Annotated in this window: 13 protein-coding genes and 5 pseudogenes; 8 read left to right on the top strand and 10 right to left on the bottom strand. The window is 63.4% G+C overall.

What is annotated here, in order from left to right:
- Nucleotides 1–25 precede the first annotated feature (25 nt).
- The gene (locus BVER_RS08810; protein WP_050452967.1) at nucleotides 26–697 is read right to left on the bottom strand and encodes a TetR/AcrR family transcriptional regulator; all 672 of its coding nucleotides are present in this window, start codon (nucleotides 695–697) and stop codon (nucleotides 26–28) included.
- A gap of 182 nt (nucleotides 698–879) precedes the next feature.
- On the opposite strand from BVER_RS08810, the pseudogene BVER_RS08805 reads away from it, so the two are divergent.
- The 4 genes and pseudogenes from BVER_RS08805 to BVER_RS08790 all read left to right on the top strand — a co-directional run bounded on the left by BVER_RS08805 (nucleotide 880) and on the right by BVER_RS08790 (nucleotide 5,260).
- Nucleotides 880–2,005, top strand: a pseudogene (locus tag BVER_RS08805) (HlyD family secretion protein).
- Entirely contained in the window at nucleotides 1,998–3,563 is a 1,566-nt protein-coding gene (locus BVER_RS08800; RefSeq protein WP_050452966.1) for an MDR family MFS transporter, read from the top strand. The pseudogene BVER_RS08805 and the gene BVER_RS08800 overlap by 8 nt, the downstream one beginning before the upstream one ends.
- Before the next feature lie 19 nt (nucleotides 3,564–3,582).
- Nucleotides 3,583–5,051, top strand: a pseudogene (locus BVER_RS08795) (efflux transporter outer membrane subunit).
- A gap of 15 nt (nucleotides 5,052–5,066) precedes the next feature.
- A pseudogene (locus BVER_RS08790) lies at nucleotides 5,067–5,260 on the top strand (YqaE/Pmp3 family membrane protein).
- 24 nt (nucleotides 5,261–5,284) lie between these two features.
- Here BVER_RS08790 and BVER_RS08785 read toward each other — a convergent pair.
- Both BVER_RS08785 and BVER_RS08780 read right to left on the bottom strand, forming a co-directional pair.
- The gene (locus BVER_RS08785; protein WP_050452965.1) at nucleotides 5,285–6,310 is read right to left on the bottom strand and encodes a histone deacetylase family protein; all 1,026 of its coding nucleotides are present in this window, start codon (nucleotides 6,308–6,310) and stop codon (nucleotides 5,285–5,287) included.
- Nucleotides 6,311–6,329: 19 nt separating this feature from the next.
- Nucleotides 6,330–7,641: pseudogene (locus BVER_RS08780) on the bottom strand (MFS transporter).
- Between the two features lie 133 nt (nucleotides 7,642–7,774).
- Between BVER_RS08780 and BVER_RS08775 the strand changes: the two are divergent.
- Nucleotides 7,775–8,732 (top strand): annotated as a pseudogene (locus BVER_RS08775) (LysR family transcriptional regulator).
- A 17-nt stretch (nucleotides 8,733–8,749) separates the two neighbouring features.
- Here the strand turns inward: BVER_RS08775 and BVER_RS08770 are convergent.
- Genes BVER_RS08770 through BVER_RS08745 form a run of 6 tightly spaced genes read right to left on the bottom strand, consistent with a single transcriptional unit; the run spans nucleotide 8,750 to nucleotide 15,175 of the window.
- Entirely contained in the window at nucleotides 8,750–9,763 is a 1,014-nt protein-coding gene (locus tag BVER_RS08770) for an ABC transporter substrate-binding protein (RefSeq protein WP_050452964.1), read from the bottom strand.
- 13 nt (nucleotides 9,764–9,776) lie between these two features.
- Nucleotides 9,777–10,688, bottom strand: a complete 912-nt coding sequence (locus tag BVER_RS08765; RefSeq protein WP_050452963.1) for an SMP-30/gluconolactonase/LRE family protein — start codon at nucleotides 10,686–10,688, stop codon at nucleotides 9,777–9,779.
- Between the two features lie 20 nt (nucleotides 10,689–10,708).
- On the bottom strand, nucleotides 10,709–11,707 hold the full coding sequence (locus tag BVER_RS08760) for an ABC transporter permease (protein ID WP_050452962.1): 999 nt from the start codon (nucleotides 11,705–11,707) through the stop codon (nucleotides 10,709–10,711).
- A complete protein-coding gene (locus tag BVER_RS08755; RefSeq protein ID WP_157055976.1) occupies nucleotides 11,704–12,639 on the bottom strand; it encodes an ABC transporter permease in 936 nt (311 codons plus the stop codon). Before BVER_RS08755 ends, BVER_RS08760 begins: the two co-directional genes overlap by 4 nt.
- Nucleotides 12,636–14,117 (bottom strand): ATP-binding cassette domain-containing protein, encoded by a 1,482-nt coding sequence (locus BVER_RS08750; protein ID WP_050452984.1) that lies wholly within the window; start codon nucleotides 14,115–14,117, stop codon nucleotides 12,636–12,638. Before BVER_RS08750 ends, BVER_RS08755 begins: the two co-directional genes overlap by 4 nt.
- 29 nt (nucleotides 14,118–14,146) lie before the next feature.
- Nucleotides 14,147–15,175 carry a substrate-binding domain-containing protein gene (locus BVER_RS08745; RefSeq protein WP_050452960.1) on the bottom strand — a complete coding sequence of 343 codons (1,029 nt, stop codon included), beginning with the start codon at nucleotides 15,173–15,175 and terminating at the stop codon, nucleotides 14,147–14,149.
- A 235-nt stretch (nucleotides 15,176–15,410) separates the two neighbouring features.
- On the opposite strand from BVER_RS08745, the gene BVER_RS08740 reads away from it, so the two are divergent.
- Nucleotides 15,411–16,118: a FadR/GntR family transcriptional regulator gene (locus tag BVER_RS08740; protein WP_198155202.1), complete on the top strand. Its 708-nt coding sequence runs from the start codon at nucleotides 15,411–15,413 to the stop codon at nucleotides 16,116–16,118.
- Between the two features lie 432 nt (nucleotides 16,119–16,550).
- Entirely contained in the window at nucleotides 16,551–16,799 is a 249-nt protein-coding gene (locus BVER_RS08735; protein ID WP_050452959.1) for a DUF1272 domain-containing protein, read from the top strand.
- Between the two features lie 3 nt (nucleotides 16,800–16,802).
- On the opposite strand, the gene BVER_RS08730 is transcribed toward BVER_RS08735, so the two are convergent.
- A complete protein-coding gene (locus tag BVER_RS08730) occupies nucleotides 16,803–17,216 on the bottom strand; it encodes a VOC family protein (RefSeq protein ID WP_050452958.1) in 414 nt (137 codons plus the stop codon).
- A gap of 163 nt (nucleotides 17,217–17,379) precedes the next feature.
- Here BVER_RS08730 and BVER_RS08725 point away from each other — a divergent pair, with 163 nt between their 5' ends.
- The gene (locus tag BVER_RS08725) at nucleotides 17,380–18,441 is read left to right on the top strand and encodes a class I SAM-dependent methyltransferase (protein ID WP_050452957.1); all 1,062 of its coding nucleotides are present in this window, start codon (nucleotides 17,380–17,382) and stop codon (nucleotides 18,439–18,441) included.
- Nucleotides 18,442–18,601 lie beyond the last annotated feature (160 nt).

Here is an 18,601-nt window from a genome sequence, read left to right as displayed (position 1 = left end):
CGCCGGTCCATCCGGCACGATTTTTTTACAACACGGCCGCTTCCACGGCAGCCAGATACGCGGACAACGCGCGCTTCACTTCGCGCAAATAACGCTGCGCCAGCTGCACGTCGCCGAGCGCGGGACGCAGCTTGACCGCCAGCGCACCGCCAGCCAGCGCGCGAATCATCTCCACATATAACGCACGATCCGCGGCTTTCACGCGCGGCATGCGTGCATCGATCACCTTTCGCAACATGTCGGACTTGCGCTTGCTCTTCTGATCGTCGTGCGGCATGACCGACATCAGAATCAGGCAATCCGAATTCTGCTCGAAATAGCGGATATGCGGCGTCATGATGCGATCGATCACCGCTTCCGCCGACAACGCCTTCCACGTCTCCGTATCGATCTCGCCGAGTTCGTCCTCGAGTTCGCTCAACGCCGCGATGTGGCGATCCCACAACGCCGACAACAAACTGTCGCGATCCGGAAAGAAGTGATACATCGAGCCGATCGGCGTCTGCGCGCGCCGCGCGGCGCCGTGCATCGTCACGCCTTCCAGCCCCTTTTCCACGATGAGTTCGGCCGTCGCGTCCAGCACGGCCTCGATGCGCGCGCGGCCTCGCGCCTGCAACGGCTCGCGCACGCTGCTGTTACTGCTGCTGCGCTCGTCGTCTTTCAAAGCGCTTTCGGGCGCGGGGCGGGGCTTTTTCATCGTTCTGCCCTGTTGTCTCTGCAAACTAGACGCTGCCGTCTAGATTCGTGCATACTAGACGACATCGTCTAGTATGGCGAGCGTATGCCGTTATTCAAGGTATCGACGCAAGACGCCAACCATAGCGCATTCATTGAAGCGGTCGCCGCGCGTGGCCGCACACACCACAGGTCGGAGCAACAATGGCTGATGTAGCACCCGCGCAAGGCGGCAATCCCCCTCAATCCGATGCAGCCGCGCGCGGCAAACCTTCGCGGCGTCGCGTGCTGCTGATCGTCGGCATCGTCGCGGCGGTCTGGGGGGCGCGCTGGTGGACCGTCGGCCGCTTCGTCGAAACCACCGACGACGCGTATCTGCAAGCCGATAAGTGTGACCATCGCGCCGAAAGTGAGCGGCTACGTGACGGAAGTGCTGGTCGGCGACAACCAGACCGTCGCGGCCGGCGCACCGCTCGCGCGGCTCGATACGCGGCAATATCAGGCATCGCACGATCAGGCCAAGGCCACGCTCGATGCGCGCGCCGCCGACATCCAGCGCGCCGACGCCGATCTCAAGCAACAGCAGGCCAACGAAGAACAGGTGAAGGCGCAGGCCGAAGTCTCGCGCGTAAGCCTGAAGCACGCGGAAGACGACGTGCAGCGCTATCGTCCGCTCGCGGCGTCGGGCGCGGAAACGGCGGAGCGGCTCGCGAGTCTCGTCAGCACGCGCGATCAGGCACGCGCCACGCTCGCCGCCAATCTCGCGGCGGTGAAATCGGCGGCGACGCAGGTCGGCGCGACGCAGGCGCAGATCGCGCAGACCAAGGCGCAACTCGAAGCGGCGCAGGCGCAGCTCGATCAGACCAAGCTCGATCTCAACGACACCACGCTGTACAGCCCGCTGGCGGGACGCGTCGGCGATCGCACAGTGCGCGTCGGTCAATACGTGCAACCGGGTACGCGGCTGATGACGGTCGTGCCGGTCGAGTCGGTGTATCTGCAGGCGAACTTCAAGGAAACGCAGGTGGGCCGCATGCGTATCGGCCAGCCGGCGACGCTGCATGTCGATGCGCTGAAAGGCACCGAACTGCACGGCGTCATCGATAGCTTCGCGCCCGGCACCGGCGCGCAGTTCGCGCTGCTGCCGCCGGAGAACGCCACCGGCAACTTCACGAAGATCGTGCAGCGCGTGCCGGTGCGCATTCGTATCGATACGGGTCCGAACACGCGCAAGGTGCTGCTGCCGGGCCTGTCCGTCACGGTCGATGTCGACACGAAATCCGCCACCGACGACAGCGACCGCATCGCGGCAGAGAACCGTCATGGCTGAGCCGCATCAACGCGCGAGCGCGACCGACTGGATCGCCGTCACCGCAGGCGCGCTCGGCGCGCTGATGGCCACGCTCGACATCTCCATCACGAACTCGGCGCTGCCGCAGATTCAGGGCGAAATTGGCGCGACTGGCACCGAAGGCACCTGGATTTCCACCGGCTATCTGATGTCGGAAATCGTGATGATCCCGCTCGCCGCGTGGCTCACGCGCGTGTTCGGTCTGCGCAATTTCCTGCTCGGCAATGCCGTGCTGTTCACCGCGTTCTCGGTGATGTGCGGCCTCTCCACCTCGTTGCCGATGATGGTCGCGAGCCGCATCGGCCAGAGCTTTACCGGCGGCGCGATGATTCCCACCGCGCAGACCATCATCCGCACGCGATTGCCGCGCGAGCAGATGCCGGTCGGCATGACCATCTTCGGGCTGATCGTGCTGCTCGGGCCGCTTCTCGGTCCCGTGATCGGCGGCTGGCTCGCGGAGAATATTTCGTGGTCGTGGTGCTTCTATCTGAACTTGCCCGTCGGCGTCGCGCTGGTCGCATTGCTGATCACCGGTTTGCCCGCTGAAAAATCGCATTGGGAAGCGTTTCTGACCGCGGACTGGATCGGCATCGCGGGCTTGGCTATCGGCCTGAGTTCGCTCACCGTCGTGCTTGAAGAAGGCCAGCGCAATCAATGGTTCGAGTCGAACGAGATCATCATGCTGACGTGTCTCGCGACCTTCGGCATGGTGCTGATCGCGATATCGCAATTCGTCGCGAAGAAGCCGATCGTGCGTCTGTCGCTGCTGCGCAATCCGCGTTACGCGAGCGTGATTCTGATCGTGTTCGCGGTGGGCGCGGGTTTGTATTGCGTGTCCTTTCTGCTGCCGCAGTTTCTCGCGACCGTCGCGGGCTATAACGCGTTGCAGTCGGGCGCAATCATGCTGGTGTCGGGCGTGCCGGCGTTTCTCGTCATGCCGATCTTGCCGCGTCTGCTCGGCAAAGTCGATTTTCGTGTGCTGGTGATCGCCGGGCTGCTGTTCTTCGCCACGAGTTGTCTGCTCGATATTTCGCTGACGGCACAAAGCGTCGGTCATGACTTCTACGGCTCGCAGATTCTGCGCGGCTTCGGCCAGATGCTCGCGATGATGCCGCTGAATCAGGCGTCGATGGCGGCGGTTTCGCGCGAGGAATCCGGCGATGCCGCCGGTCTCTACAACATGGCGCGCAATCTCGGCGGCTCGGTGGGTCTCGCGATCATCGGCACGGTGATCGACCGGCGCAACGACTTTCACACGGCGGCGATCCGCGAATCCCTGACGGCGAATTCGGTGCTCGGTCAGGATCGCATGGCCGCGAGCGCGGCGAACTTCTACGCGCAAGGCGGCGATCTCGCGCACGCGAAGATGCAGGTGCTCGTTCAACTGTCGATGCAGATCGGCCAGCAAGCCGTCGTCATGACGTACTCCGAAACATTTTATATTCTCGCGATCGCGCTGCTGGCCTGTCTGCCGCTCGCGCTGTTGCTCAAGACGCCGAGCGCCCACGGTGGCGAAGCGCCTTCCGCCGGTCATTGAAGTGATGAATCATTCGACGATGTCTTCTATCCTGAATCGCACGCTGAAGACGTTTGCGACACTCGCCCTCGCCGCCTGCACGGTCGGCCCGAACTATAAAGGCGCGCCCGACGTCGCATCCGATGCCGTGAAAAGCGGCTCGTTCGTGGGACACGCCCGCGCAAGGCGTCGCGTTCAGCGCGCATACGCCGGCCGCATGGTGGCGGGCGCTGAACGATCCGCAACTCGACGCGCTGATCGACGCGACGCTGACCAACAATCCCGATCTGAAGATCGCGCAGGCGCGCTTGCGTCAGGCGCGTTCGCAATTGCGCGGACAGCAGGCGAACGAACTGCCGAAGGCGTCGGCATCGGCGGCGGCGTTGCGCATGCGCTCGCCGGATACGTCGCTATTCTCGCAAGATCAGGGCGGCGGTTCGACCGGACGCGGCCCGGTCGATTTCTACACCGCCGGTTTCGATGCATCATGGGAGATCGATCTGTTCGGCGGCACGCGCCGCGCGATCGAAGCGGCATCGGACGAAGGGACGCCGTGCACGCCGATCTCGCCGATACACAGGTCTCGCTCGCGGCCGAGGTGGCATCGACCTATATGGATCTGCGCGATCAGCAGCAACGCCTCGCGCTCGCGACGCAAACCGCCGAGTATCAGCAGCAGATGCTCACGCTCACGCAACAGCGCCGCGCACGCGGCACGGCGGCGGACGTGGATGTCGAGCGCCTCACCACGCAGGTCGATACCACGCGCGCGCGAGCCTCGTGCCCTTGCAGGCGCAGATCGCCGATTCGCTCGATCAGCTCGCGGTGCTGACCGGCCGCGCGCCCGGCGCGCTCGATGCGCAACTGAACGCGCGCGCGCCGTTGCCCACGTTGCCCGCATCGCTGACCATCGGCAATCCGTCGACAATCTTGCAGCAGCGCCCCGACATCCGCGCGGCGGAACGGCGGATTGCATCGAGCAATGCGCAGATCGGGCAGCATATTGCCGATTATTTTCCGAAGGTGTCGCTGCTCGGCGATATCGGCTTTTCGGCGGCCGATCCGGGGCATCTGCTGCGCAAGCAGAATTTCTCGTGGGTCGGTGTGCCGTATCTGCAATGGAACGTGTTCGATTTCGGCCGCACGGCAGCGAGCGTGGATGCCGCGAAGGCATCGCGCGACGAAGCCGAAGCGCGCTATGAAAAGACCGTGCTCGGCGCGTTGAAGGATGCGAATTCCGCGCTCTCGCGATACGGCTATCAGCGCGAGCATGTGGTGCAATTGCAGCAGGTGAGCGCATCGGCGGACCGGTCGGCTATGCTTACGCGTCAGCGTTATACGGCCGGCGTGTCGTCGCTCATCGATCTGCTCGATGCGCAACGCACGCAATTCGCCGCGCAGCAGGATGTGGTCGCGGCGCAGGCCGAATTGCTGAAGGACTTCGTGTCGTTGCAGAAGAGTCTCGGGCTCGGCTGGCAACAGGACACGCAAGTCGCGGGCAATCCCTAACACTCGAAGGAAGCTATGCGTCTACTGCTTGCAATTATTCTTCCGTGGCTGCAGTTCTTCACGATCGGCCGGCCTATCGCGGGAATCATCTGTCTCGTGCTGCAGATCACGTTGATCGGCTGGATTCCGGCCGCGATCTGGTCGGTGTATGCATTGGTCAGTACAAGACCGATCGGAAGATCCAACAGGCGCTGGGCGGGCGGCGTTGAGGTTTGAATGAGGTGTGCGGGCTATCACTTATGCATCGCGCCGAAGCCGCCAAAGAAAGCCCGCGCATTCGCCTCCAGACTGTCGAGGTGATATCCACCCTCCTGCACGATGACCGTCGGCAAACCCAATTCGCCGATGCGTTCGCCCAGCCGCGCAAAGCCCGCCGTCGTCACCGCGACCTTGGCCTGCGGGTCCGCTTCGTAGATATCGAAGCCCAGCGCCAGCACCAGCGCATCCGGCTCGAAACGCGCCAGCGCGCGCGTCGCATCGTCGAGACGCTCGAAGAAGGTCGATTCGGGCGCGCCGTGCGGCATCGGCAGATTTACGTTGAAGCCCTTGCCCGCGCCTGAACCGGCTTCGTCCTCGTAACCGGCGACGACCGGATAGAAGTCGGTCGGATCGCCGTGGATCGACACGTACATCACGTCGTCGCGGCCGTAGAAGATCTCCTGCACGCCCTGTCCGTGATGCATGTCGGTATCGAGAATCGCGACCTTGCGATGACGTCCGCGCAGCGCCTGCGCCGCAATCGCCGCATTGTTGAGATAGCAGAATCCGCCGGCCGCATCGACGCGCGCGTGATGGCCCGGCGGACGGCGCAGCGCGTAGACCGAACGCGCGCCATCGTTAATCGCCGATGCCGCCGCGTACGCGCTCTGCGCCGACCAGTACGCCGAACGCCACGTATTCGCACCGACCGGGCAGCTTCCATCCGCGAGATAGCGCGCCGCCTGCGCGAGAATGCCGCGCAGCGGATTCGGCTCGCGCACGAAGATGTTCGACATCACTTCGTCGCCCCAATCTTCGGGCATCGCCTTCCAGCTTCGATGCGCCTCTTCGAGAAAGCGCAGGTAGTTCATGTCGTGCACCGCGCCGATCGGCGCCATGCCGTGATCGGCGGGCGCGATCACGTCGAAGTCGAGCGTGCGCGCCGCCTCGACCAGACGCGCTGCGCGCTCGGGCACTTCCTGCGGCTCGCGCATCTGTCCACGCGAAAAATACGCACGCGGATGATGCAGCAACTGCTCGGGGTGAAAGAACGTTTTCATCTGGATTCCTCGCTATTTTTTAACGTGCGCCCTGCACGCTCGCGGCTTGCGCATGCGTTGCGCGACGCGCATCGAGTGCGACGATGCACAGCAGCGACAATCCCGCGAGCGCCGTATAAAACACCGCCAGCGGCCACCATTGCCCGACGAATCGATGCGCGAGCCACGTTCCGATCAGCGGCGTCAGTCCGCCCGCGATCGCGCCGCACACCTGATAGCCAAGCGAAATCGCGGAGTAGCGCACATGCGTGGGAAACACCGCGCTGACAAAGCCCGCGATCACCGAGTAGAAGCCCGACATGCACACGACCGCCAGCGCAATGCCGATCACGATCGATGTCGCCGTGCCATGCTGCACGAGCATGAACATCGGATACGGCGAAAACATCGCGAGCAGCGCGACGATCTTGAGAAAGCGCGCGCCGCCGATGCGTTCCGCGATCCACGCCGCGATCGGCTGCGTGATGAACTGGATGATGGCGACCGCGAACAGGCAATCGAGAATCAGCGATCGCGTGATGCCGACGTATTGCGTCGTGTACGCGATCATGAAGGTGTTGGTGAAGTACACGCCCGCAATGCCGATGGTATTCGCGCCGATGCACAGCAGCACGAGTCCCCACGCGGTGTGAAACACTTCGGCGACCGGCACTTTCGCGGTGCGCTTGGCATCTTTCACGCGCTGAAATTCGGGCGATTCGTTCACGCCCAGCCGGATCATGATGCCGACGATCAGCAGCACCGCGCTCGCGAGAAACGGCAGCCCGCCAGCCCCACGACAGAAACACGGCCTTGTCCATCGACGTGACCATGCGAAAGGCGAGCAGCGACAGAATGAGTCCGGCAGGACTGCCGAGTTGCGCGAACGACGCGAAGAAGGTTTGCCGTCCGTGCGACGCGTGTTCGCCCGCCATCAGCACCGCGCCGCCCCATTCGCCGCCCACCGCGATACCCTGCACCACGCGCAGCAGCACGAGCAGCACCGGCGCGAGCACGCCGACCTTCGCGTAATCGGGCAAGAGGCCGACGCAGACTGTCGCGACACCCATCATCATCAGGGTGGTCATCAGCGCCTTCTTGCGGCCGATGCGATCGCCCAGATGTCCGAAGATGATGCCGCCCAGCGGTCGCGCGAAGAAGCCCACCGCGAAGGTCGCGAACGACGCCATCGTGCTGACGAACGGATCGCTCGACGGGAAATACAGTTCGCCGAAGACCAGCGCCGCGGCGGTCGCGTAAATGTAGAAGTCGTACCACTCGATCATCGTGCCGATAAACGTGGCCACGGCGGCGCGACCCGGTTGACGGCCCGCAGATTGAAGCTGACTCAAGGCACTCTCCTCAGTTAACCGCACGAACTGCACCCTTCACACCAGCGTCATTTATCGAGCGCCATAAAGCATTAGTCAAATTTCGGATTATTATTCGGCGTATAAATCTGGCTAATACTTCGAGACGAAGACCATGCGTACCGACATCGCCCAGTTTCTGAACGACCGGCTCGACTGGAATCTGCTGCGCACGTTTCTGGTCATCATGCAGGAGCGCAGTCTGAGCCGCGCGGCAGCGCGTCTATATGTGACGCAGCCGGCCGTCAGTCAGGCGTTGCGACGGCTGGAAGAATCGCTGGAGCGCAAACTGATCGAACGGCGCGGTCCGACCTTCGCGCCGACGCAGGCGGGCGAGGAAGTGTTCCGTATCGCCAGCGAAATCTACGGGCATATCTCGCGGCTCGAAACCGAACTCGACGATGCCGCCGGCGATATCACCGGCTCGATTCGTCTGCTGATGGTGAGCCGCATAGAATCGCCCGTGTACGACGAGTTTCTCGCGGAATTTCATCGCTCGTATCCGCGTATCGACTTGCAGATCGAGGTGATGCGTTCGTCGGAGATCATCTCGCAGTTGCTGCAAAAAAACCGCGACGGCGGGGTTCGGCCTATGTCGCGTGCCGAACGACAAACTCGAGATGCGTAGCTTCCTGCGCCAGCGCTACGCGATGTATTGTGGGCGGCATCATCGGCTATTCGGGCGCACGTCGCTGACGATGGAAGATCTGCTCGCGGAGAACTTCGTGTCTTTCACGAGCGATCAGATCGGCGACAGTCTTTCGCCGCTGACGGTGTTTCGCGATCAAAAGGGCTTTACGGGGCGCATCGTCGCGTCGTCGTCGAGTCTCGACGAAGTGCGGCGACTGATCTTCGCGGACTATGGCATCGGTTGCCTGCCGGAGCATATCGTGCGCGACGATCGCGCCCGGCAGCGACTCTGGCGTCTGCCGCCCGACGATGGCCTGATCGATGTGGAAGTGTTTCTGCTGTGGCATCGCGCGCGGCGGATGAACGCGGCGGAACAGGCGTTCCTCGATGCAATGGAGCGCTGCATGCGGCGCTATTCCTTCGCGCAAAGGCTCGGGAACTGACGCCGCATGCTCGCGTTTTACTTCTTGCCGTCGATCACCGCGACCACTTCCTCACGCGTGTACTCCTTGTTCGCGAGCGCGCCGGTCGGCGTCTTCGCGAGCACGGCATCGAGTTCTTCCGGCTTCACTTCGAGCACCGGCATGCGGATATCGTGCGGCACCTTCTTGCCCGCGAGAATCTGTTGCGTGACCCAGAACGCGAACGACGACGCGCCCGGCGGAATCGTCACCGACATGGTTTCGTAGCCGGTCTTCTTCTGCTCCGCCCACCACGCGAGCTCTTCCTGACGGTTGCCCAGGATGATGATCGGCGTCGGCCGTCCCGCTACCTTGATCGCCTGCGCCGCGCCGAAACCGTCGCCGCCCTGCGTCACCACGCCATCGATCTTCGGCAAGGTCGGCAGAATGCCCGCGACCTGTTTCTGCGCGACGGTCTGCGTCCAGTCGCCATGCACGGAGCCAACGATCTTCATGCCCGGATACTTTTTCAGTTCATCGACGATGCCCGCGTGAATCTCGTCATCGACGGACACGCCCGCGAGGCCGCGAATCTCCAGCAGGTTGCCCTTGCCGTTCAAACGCTTCGCCAGATAATCGACCTGCATGCGGCCCATGCCCTGAAAATCCACGGCGATGCGATACGCGCACGGCTCGGTCGCGATGCCGTCGAAGGACACGACCGTCACGCCCGCGCCGCACGCCTGCTTGATCACGCCGTTGAGCGCGGTCGGCGACACGGCATCAACGGCGATGGCCTTGTAGCCTTGCAGGATGAGGTTCTGAATCTGCTGTACCTGTTCGGTCGCCTGGCTTTCGGCGGTCGTGAAGGTGGGCGCGGCCGCGACGATCTTCTGCTTGACCGCCGGATCAGCCACGTTCGACCAGCTCTTGAGCATCTGCTGACACCAGCTGTTGCCCGCATAGTTGTTCGACAGCGCGAGCTTCATCGACGAGGTATCGCCGGTTGCGACTTGCGCCGACGCGGACACCGACAACGCGGCCATCAACATCGCCAATACGATCTTCTTCATGTTGTCTCCTCTTTTAGCGCCCCGCGCCTCTCACGCCTACATACAGGAAATAAATCGATGACGTCGCCGCGATAAACATGTGATTGCGGTTGATGCCGCCGAACGTCAGGTTCGCGACGACTTCGGGAATCAGGATCTTGCCGAGCAGCGTACCGTCCGGCGCGGAGCAATGCACGCCGTCGTCGGCGCTGGTCCAGACGTTGCCGTGTTCATCGAGACGCATGCCGTCGGGCACGCCGGTTTGCATCGCGATGAACACGCGGCCGTTGCGTAACGCGCCGTCGCTTGCGACATCGAACACGCGGATGTGGCGCGGATCGCTCTCGCTATGCGATGCGCCCGAATCCGCGATATACAGCTTCGATTCGTCTGGCGAGAACGCGAGGCCGTTGGGCTTCACGAAGTCGTCGCAGACGATCTGCACCTGCGTGCTGCCCGCCGCCACGCGATACACATTGCATCGACCTATTTCGCTATCCGAACGATATCCTTCGTAATCGCTGATGATGCCGTAGTCCGGATCGGTGAACCAGATCGCGCTGTGCGAATCGACGATCACGTCGTTCGGCGAATTGAGGCGCTTGCCTTCGAAGTGCGAGGCGATCACCGTGATGCTGCCGTCGTGCTCGGTGCGCGTCACGCGGCACGCGCCGTGTTCGCAGGAGACGAGTCGGCCTTCGGCATCGCGCGTATTGCCGTTGCTGTAGTTCGACGGCGCGCGATACACGCCCACGCCCATGCCCGGCGCCCAACGCAGCATGCGGTTATTGGGAATGTCGCTCCAGATAAGCAGATCGCTCGCCGGAAAATACACTGGACCTTCGGCCCACAGGCATTGATCCGTCAGCTTCGTGAGGAACGCGTTGGGCTGCAGCAGCAGCAGCCGGAAACGCGCGTCGTGCACTTCGAAATCGCTGGGTTTCATATCGTGTTTTCCGTTCGGGATTAACGCATGGCCTTGCCGCCCGCCGCGACCGTCACCGCAATGATCAGCACGCCGTAGACGATGGAGCGCACGCCCGCATCCGCGCCGACCGCGTTGAGCACGGCGTTGGTGAGAAACAGGAACATCGACGCGCCCCACACGCCGGTGATCGTCGGCTTGCCGCCCGTCACGAGCGTGCCGCCGATCACGACGACCGCAATCGAGATCAGCATGTACTCGACGCCCATATCGAGCGACGCACCGCCCGATACCGCGGCAAGCAACAACGCGGTGATCGCGGCGATCATCGACGACATCACATAGGCGAGACAGCGCGTGCGATGCACGTCCACGCCCGCGAGCCATGCCGCGCGCGAGTTTTGTCCGATCGCCGACAGCCTGCGCCCATACACCGCGCGATGCAGCAGCACCGCGAGCAGAAACGACAACACCAGCGCGACGAGCGCGATATACGGCACGCCAAGCAGGCGATCCGTTGCGAACGCGCCGAGCGCGGGCGGCGGCGGAAGCTGCCGTCCCTGCGTGATCGCCACCGACTGGATGATGAAGCTCGACGACAGCGTCGCGATGATCGGCGGAATGCGCAGCAGACGAATCAGCGCGTAATTCGCCACGCCCACCGCGATGCCGATACCGAGCACCGCGAGGATACCGAGCGCGATATCGGCGTTGGCGCTGCGCATCACATGCATGCCGACGACGCCCGCGAGCGCGATCGTCGACGGCACCGACAAGTCGATATTGCCGACGCCCGACGTGATGACGAGCATCTGCCCGAGACCGACCAGCACCATGAAGACGCCGTAGGTCAGCGCCGTCTGCGCGACATTGCTCGCGATGCCGAAGCCGAAGATCGCGACGATCGCGAACCACACCAGCACCGCGCCGACGAACGACCAGGCCCACGGCGCCTGAATGCTCTTCAGACGCGTCCATGCGCCGACGTTGGCGTTGCCGTTCTCGTTCACGATAGGCTCGCTCGAAGTATGCTGAGTCATCGGCGTTCTCCGCGTTGCAGCAGAACGCGCAGCGACAGCACGACGATGAGAATCGCGCCCTGCATGCCGACTTGCCAGTCCGCCGAGATATTGAGGAACGCGAGAAACGATGCCGCCAGCGTCAGCGTGATCGCGCCGAGCACCGCGCCGATCACCGACACGCGTCCGCCGATGAATTCGCCGCCGCCCAGAATCACCGCGGCAATCGACAGCAAGGTGTAACGCAGCGCGAGTTTCGCATCGGCGGAAGTCGTGAGGCCGAGCAGCGACAGACCCGACAGCACGCCAAACACGCCCGCGACGCCGTACAAGGTCGCCTTGCTGCGCACCAGCGACCAGCCGAAGCGACGCATCGCGCGCGGATTGCCGCCCGAGCCGCGAACCCGCACGCCGGCGGACGAACGCATCAACAGCAGATGGCCGACGATCGCGATCACCACCGACCACACGATCGGCGCGGCGATAAACGGCGTCTGATAGCTCATGACCGCGCCGAGCCACGTCGGACTCGTGCCGCCGGGCGACGGCAACAGCACGATGACAAGTCCGCTCCAGATGAACGACAGCCCGAGCGTCACGACGATCGACGGAATCTGCCGCAATTCGATCAGCGCGCCGACCGCCGCATACGCGAGCACGCAGCCGACCAGCGCGAGCGCGCCGAGCCACGGCTGCTTGACCAGCAGCGTCGCGCCGATGCACGCGACCAGACTGACGAACGGCCCGATGGAAAGATCGAGATCGTTGACGGTGATGATCGCGAGTTGCGCGAGCGTCGCGAGCACGATGGGCACGGCGAGATTGAGCAGCAGGTTCGAGCCGAAATAGCTCATCACCGCAGGCTGCATGACGAGGATCGGCACCAGCACCGCGACCAGCGAAATAGCGGGCAACGCGGCGCGCAAACGCCCTTGTGTGATCGCGAGACTCATGCGGCTTGCTCCTCGAAACTCGCCGCGAGCAGCGCGTCTTCCGTGCATTCGTCGGCGTTCAGCACGCGCGTGACGGCGGCCGAGCGGAACACGTACGTGCGGTCGCAGTGCGACAGTTCCTCGTTTTCGGTCGTGTACCAGATGAAGGTGCAGCCCTTCGCGGCTTCGTCGTGAACGAGCTGATAGATATCGCGCTTGGTGCCGACATCGACGCCGCGCGTGGGATCGTCCATCAGGATGAGATCGGCGTCGGATGCGAGCGCGCGCGCGAACAGCACCTTCTGCTGATTGCCGCCCGAGAGCGACAGAATGCCCGCGTTCATCGATGCGCTGCGTATGCCGATCTTCACGCGCCACGCTTCGACCACCTCGCGCGCCGCCGCGAAATCGACGAGACCGCGTTTCGCTTTATCGCCGCCGAACAGCCAGCGCAAGTCGAGATTCTGCGCGATCGACCAGACGGGAAACACGCCGTCGCGTCCGCGATCGCCCGCGACGAAGGGCACTTTGGCGCGGCCTTGTCCGCGTGTCGTCGCGGCTTCGTAGATCGACAAGAGCGCTTCGGTTTGTCCTTGCCCCGCGAGTCCCGCGAAGCCGACGATTTCACCGCGCGCGGCTTCGATCTGCGTATGCTTTTTCGCGCCGACGTTCCATCGATAATGCCGCTCGTTGCCGCGCTCGCTTCTGACGCGCGCTTGCGACGGCGTCTTGTCGGCTTCGAGATGCTGGCCCATCGCCTGAATGATCAGTTCGCGCTTCGATTGCTCGCGCGGCAACACGCCGACGATACCGCCATCGCGCATCACCATCACGCGATCCGCCACGCGTTCGATCTCGCCGAGCATATGCGTGATGAGCAAACACGTAATGCCGCGCTCGGCTGCCTTGCGCACGAACGCGAGCAGTTGATCGGCGGTGTGCGCGTCGAGCGATGAAGTCGGTTCGTCGAGAATCACGAGGCGCACGGGCGTATCCGTCACCGTGAAGCCGCGCGCGATTTCCACCATCTGCTGCTGCGTGAGCGTGAGATCGGAGACGAGTTCGTTGCCCTTCAGTCCGTTGCCGGGAAAGATCTCTTCGAGCTTGTCGCGCATTAGTTGCGTCGTGCGCCTGCGCCAGCCGCGTCCGCGCAATTGCGGATGCACGACGCACATGTTCTCCGCGACCGACAGATTCGCGCACAGCGACAGTTCCTGGAACACGCAGCGCACGCCGGCATCGCGGGCGGCGTTGGCGTCGTAGTGGGGCGCGGCGCGGCCATCGACTTCGATGCTGCCTTGCGTCGGCGCATAGACGCCCGCGAGCACGGCCATCAGCGTGGATTTGCCCGCGCCGTTGTGTCCCGCGATGCCGACGCATTCGCCCTGCAGGAACGCGAAGTCGATATCGTTCAACGCGCGCACGCGCCTGAAGGTCTTGCCGATACCTTCGAAGCGGATCAGCGCGGCGCGTGCGTCATTCGTGAGTGTTGCGCTCATCCACATGCCTCCATGTGCAACGATGCGATTTACTTCTTGTCGAGCAGCGCGACCGTTTGCGGCAGCGTGTAGGTCACATCCGCGATACCGCCCGGCGGCATGGCCGCGAGCTTGGCGGGCAACTCCTGCTGCGAGATCGCCAGCAGCGGCACGTTGATCGTCACGTCTTTCGGGATCTTCTTGCCCGCGAGCACTTGCTGCGCGACCCAGAACGCGAACGACACCGCGCCCGGCGGATTCGACAGCGAACGCGACTGATAGCCGCTCTTCGTCTGCTCGTTCCACCATTGCAGTTCGGGATAGGTGCTGCCGATGATCATCGGCGGCGCGGAGCGATTGGCCGCCTTGAACGCCTGCGCGATGCCGAAGGACATCTCGCCTTCGATCGCGGCGACGCCATCGACTTTCGGCAGCGTCGGCAGAATGCCCTCCACCGCCTTCTGCGCGACCGATTGCGTCCAGTCGCCATTCACGGAGCCGACGAGCTTCATGCCGGGATATTTTTTCATCCCTTCGAGCACGCCTTCATGCATGAGGTTGTCGACGGAAATGCCCGCCACGCCGCGCACTTCGAGAATATTGCCCTTGCCGTTCAGACGCTGCGCCAGATAGTCGACGCCCTGCTCCGCCCAGCCCTTGAAATCGAAGTTCACGCGATACGCACACGGCTCGTCGACGATGCCGTCGAACGACACGACCACCACGCCCGCCTGCTTGATGGTACCGTTGAGCGCGGTCGGCGACACGGCGTCGATGACGATCGCGTTATAGCCTTGCAGGATGAGGTTCTGCACCTGCTGCGCCTGCTCGGTGACCTGATTCTCGGCGGTCGTGAAGGCGGGCGCGGCGGCCACTTTCTTATCGGCGACGGCCTGTTGCGAGACGCCGTTCCAGCTCTTCAACATCGACTGCCGCCACGCGTTGCCCGCGAAGCTGTTGGAAAGCGCGATCTTCTTGCCCGACGTATCGCCGGTGGCGACTTGCGCGTGCGCGACGCTCGCGATCATGCACGATGCGAGTGCGCACGCGGCCCTGAGCTGCATTCCTCTGCGGAACATGCCTGTCTCCTGTTTCTTTGATTTTTATCGATCGAACAGTGGTGCCCGAGGCGCAAAAATTCCGCGTCTCGTCGCAAGCGCAGCGGCAAAAACGCCGATGCTATGCTTTCAGGATGCTTCGAATGCCGTGCGGTCAGGCCAATTGCAGTGGTCAGGCCACCGGACCGCCGAGGCAGTATAACGATTGCCTTGGCGTCGTGCAATTCGATTAACGGAACGTGTAAAGGACGCGCGAATGAACCTGCCGATGGACCTGCCGAGCCTCAAGTCCGAGCGTCTCTATCAGAAGATTTCGAGCCTGCTGATCGCGCTGATCGAGGACGGCACCTACGCGCCCGGACAGGCCTTGCCGGCCGAGCGCGATCTCGCGAAGCAACTCGGCGTGGGCCGATCGTCGGTGCGCGAGGCGCTGATCGCGATGGAAATCGCGGGCCGCGTCGAGATTCGCACGGGCACCGGCGTATTCGTGCGAGAGCCGGAGGCGGCGCGTGCGGAGCCATCGGGCGAGGCGGAATTCAGCGCGGCGGATCTGCTGTCGGCACGCGCGTTGATCGAAGGCAAAATCGCGGCGCTGGCGGCCCGGCACGGCACCGACAAGCAGCGCCGGGCGCTAACGCGCATCATCGACAAACTGGAAACGCAATCGGTGCACAACGCGGCGTTTCTCGATGAAGACAAGCGCTTCCATCTCCATATCAGCGACATGACCGGCAATCCCGTGTTGACCGAAGTGATGACGGTGCTGTGGAACAAGCGCTATAGCCCGATGTTCACGCACCTCGAAACCTTCTACGCCGACGCCGATATTCCGATCGCGATGAACGCGGATCATCGGAAGATCGGCGAGGCGATCCTCAATCGCGATGCCCGCGCCGCGAAGAACGCGATGCGCGCGCATCTGCGCAACGTGCATTGCCGCCTGTTCGCCGACGAAACCGCCTGAGGCAAAACGCACGTCTGCGCGGAACGCGTATTGCGCTAAGGTAGACATCGACCACGACTCATGGAGACGAGCGATGAAACCGATCCGCACATGCGTGCTGGCCCTTTCGATACTGACCCTGGCCGGCGGCGCATTCGCCGAAGGCGCGGGCGAGCAGACGACACCGGGCGCCAGCCACGGCCCGACGACGGTGAATCCATCCGGCCCCGGCCGATCCGGTTCCGATGCAAGCGCGGCCGCCGGCGGCATGGGGCAAGCCGCGCACGGCGGCTCCGGCAACGGCACGAGCGCGTCCGGCATGGGCACGACGCAAGGTTCGGGCGGCATGAGAACGGCAACGACGGCAGTTCGCAACGCCGCTCGACCGGCACCAATGGCGGCGCGCAAGGTTTGTGATAATGAGGGCGCTCTACTTGAGACCAGGAGACGCCCATGCTCGACCTACGCCCCGGCTGCGAATGCTGCGATACCGACCTTCCGCCGCATTCGCCCGATGCATTCATCTGTTCATTCGAATGCACGTTTTGCAGGGACTGCATGGATAACGTGCTGAAGGGCGTGCGCCCGAATTGCGGCGGCGAGCTCGTCGCGCGTCCGCGTCGGCCGGAGGGCAAGCTGGAGAAGTTTCCGGCCTCGACGCGACGCGTGTTCAACGCCGCCTGCAAAGAAAAAGCACCTTAAAGCTCAAGCACTCGGCGCGGAATCGAATTCCAGACGAATGCCGCCCGGTTCGTACACCATCATGTGTTTCTTCGGCCCTTTTCCAAGCAACTCAGGCGCGAATTCGATCTTCGCGCCGGGCCACTTCGCGATGCGCTCGGCCATCTCGTCGAGCGCGGCTTCGCTCTCCACGCGCAATGCGAGATGATGCAATCCGACGTTCGAACGCCGATCGAACGGCACCGCATCGCTTTCGTTTTTAAGCTGCCACAACGTCACCAGCAGATGTCCGTCCGATACGAACGCGGCCGGATAATCCGCCTTCTCGCCCACCTTGTTCCAGCCTAAGCAATTCACGAAAAAATCGAGCGTCTGGTTCAGATCGCGAACCGTGAGCCCGACATGATCGATACCGCGCGTGAGTGACTTGATCGTCATGTGCGATGTCTCCTCGAAGTGAGCGTTCATCGTAGTGCAAAACGATGCGACGAGTGCGCGCGGGCACACACTCGCGCCTACATCCGCCTTTCTGCGACCTATACTTTCGCTTGTCACGATCGGCCCGGTCCGATCGAATCTGTTCTCGGCGCGGAGGTGCATCATGCAATTCGACGAACAGAAGGTGCAGGACTTCATGGGGCGCATGGTCGGTGAATTCGGCGCGGTGGCATCGGCTCCGCTGATCGCGCTCGGCGACAGGCTCGGTCTGTATAAAGCAATGACAGAACAAGGCTGGCTCACCTCGCAAGAGCTCGCCGATCGCACGGAACTCAGCGAGCGATACGTGCGCGAATGGCTCGGCGCGCAGGCGGCATCGGGCTTCGTCGACTACGATCCGGCCACGCAGCGTTATCGGCTCAGCAATGAAATGGCGATGTGCTTCGCCGTCGACGGCAGTCCCGCGTTCATCCCCGGTTTCTGCGATTGCGCCGAGGCCATGTTCCGCGCGCTGCCGAAGCTCGAATCGGCGTTTCGCACAAGTCTGGGCGTGGGCTGGCACATGCATCATCCGTCGCTGTTCAAGGGCACGGAGCGCTTCTTCCGGCCGGGCTATGCGGCGCATCTGGTCGCTGAATGGATTCCCGCGCTCGATGGCATGCAGGCGCGGCTCGATACGCAAGGCGCGCGCGTCGCCGATGTCGGATGCGGCCACGGCGCGTCGACGATCCTGATGGCGCAGGCGTATCCGAACGCGACGTTCTTCGGCTTCGACTATCACGAGCCGTCGATCGAACATGCGCGCGAAGCGGCCGAGCAGGCTGGCGTGGCGAATCGCGTCAGCTTCGAGGTGGCGAGCGCGCAGGATTATCCGGGCCGCGATTATGATCTCGTCGCCTGTTTCGATTGTCTGCACGACATGGGCAATCCGACCGCGGCCGCCGCGCATGTGCGCGAAACGCTTCATGTGGACGGTTCGTGGATGATCGTCGAGCCGTTCGCGAACGATCGCCTCGAAGACAATATCAATCCCGTGGGTCGCGTGTTCTACTCGGCATCGACGATGATCTGCACGGGCGCATCGCTTTCGCAGGAAGGGCAGATGGCGCTCGGCGCGCAAGCCGGCGAGGCGCGCTTGCGCAACGTGGTGACGGCGGGCGGCTTCACGCGGTTCCATCGCGCGACGGAAACGCCGTTCAATCTCGTGTTTCAGGCACAGGCATGATCGGCATAGGGGCGGCCAGCAAGCTGGCCGGTCCCCTGCCACACCACCCGGCGTGCGGGTCCGCACCGGGCGGTTCGGGAAGTTGAGGTTATGTGAGGCGAGGCATGCCAAGACGATCGAAGTAGGCAATCGTCAGCACGTTGTGTAGTGCGGACAGGCT

The organism is Candidatus Burkholderia verschuerenii, from assembly GCF_001189365.1.
GTDB lineage: Bacteria > Pseudomonadota > Gammaproteobacteria > Burkholderiales > Burkholderiaceae > Caballeronia > Caballeronia verschuerenii.
Note: the sequence above shows the minus strand (reverse complement) of the source record. Positions and strands in the feature narration are given on the sequence as shown.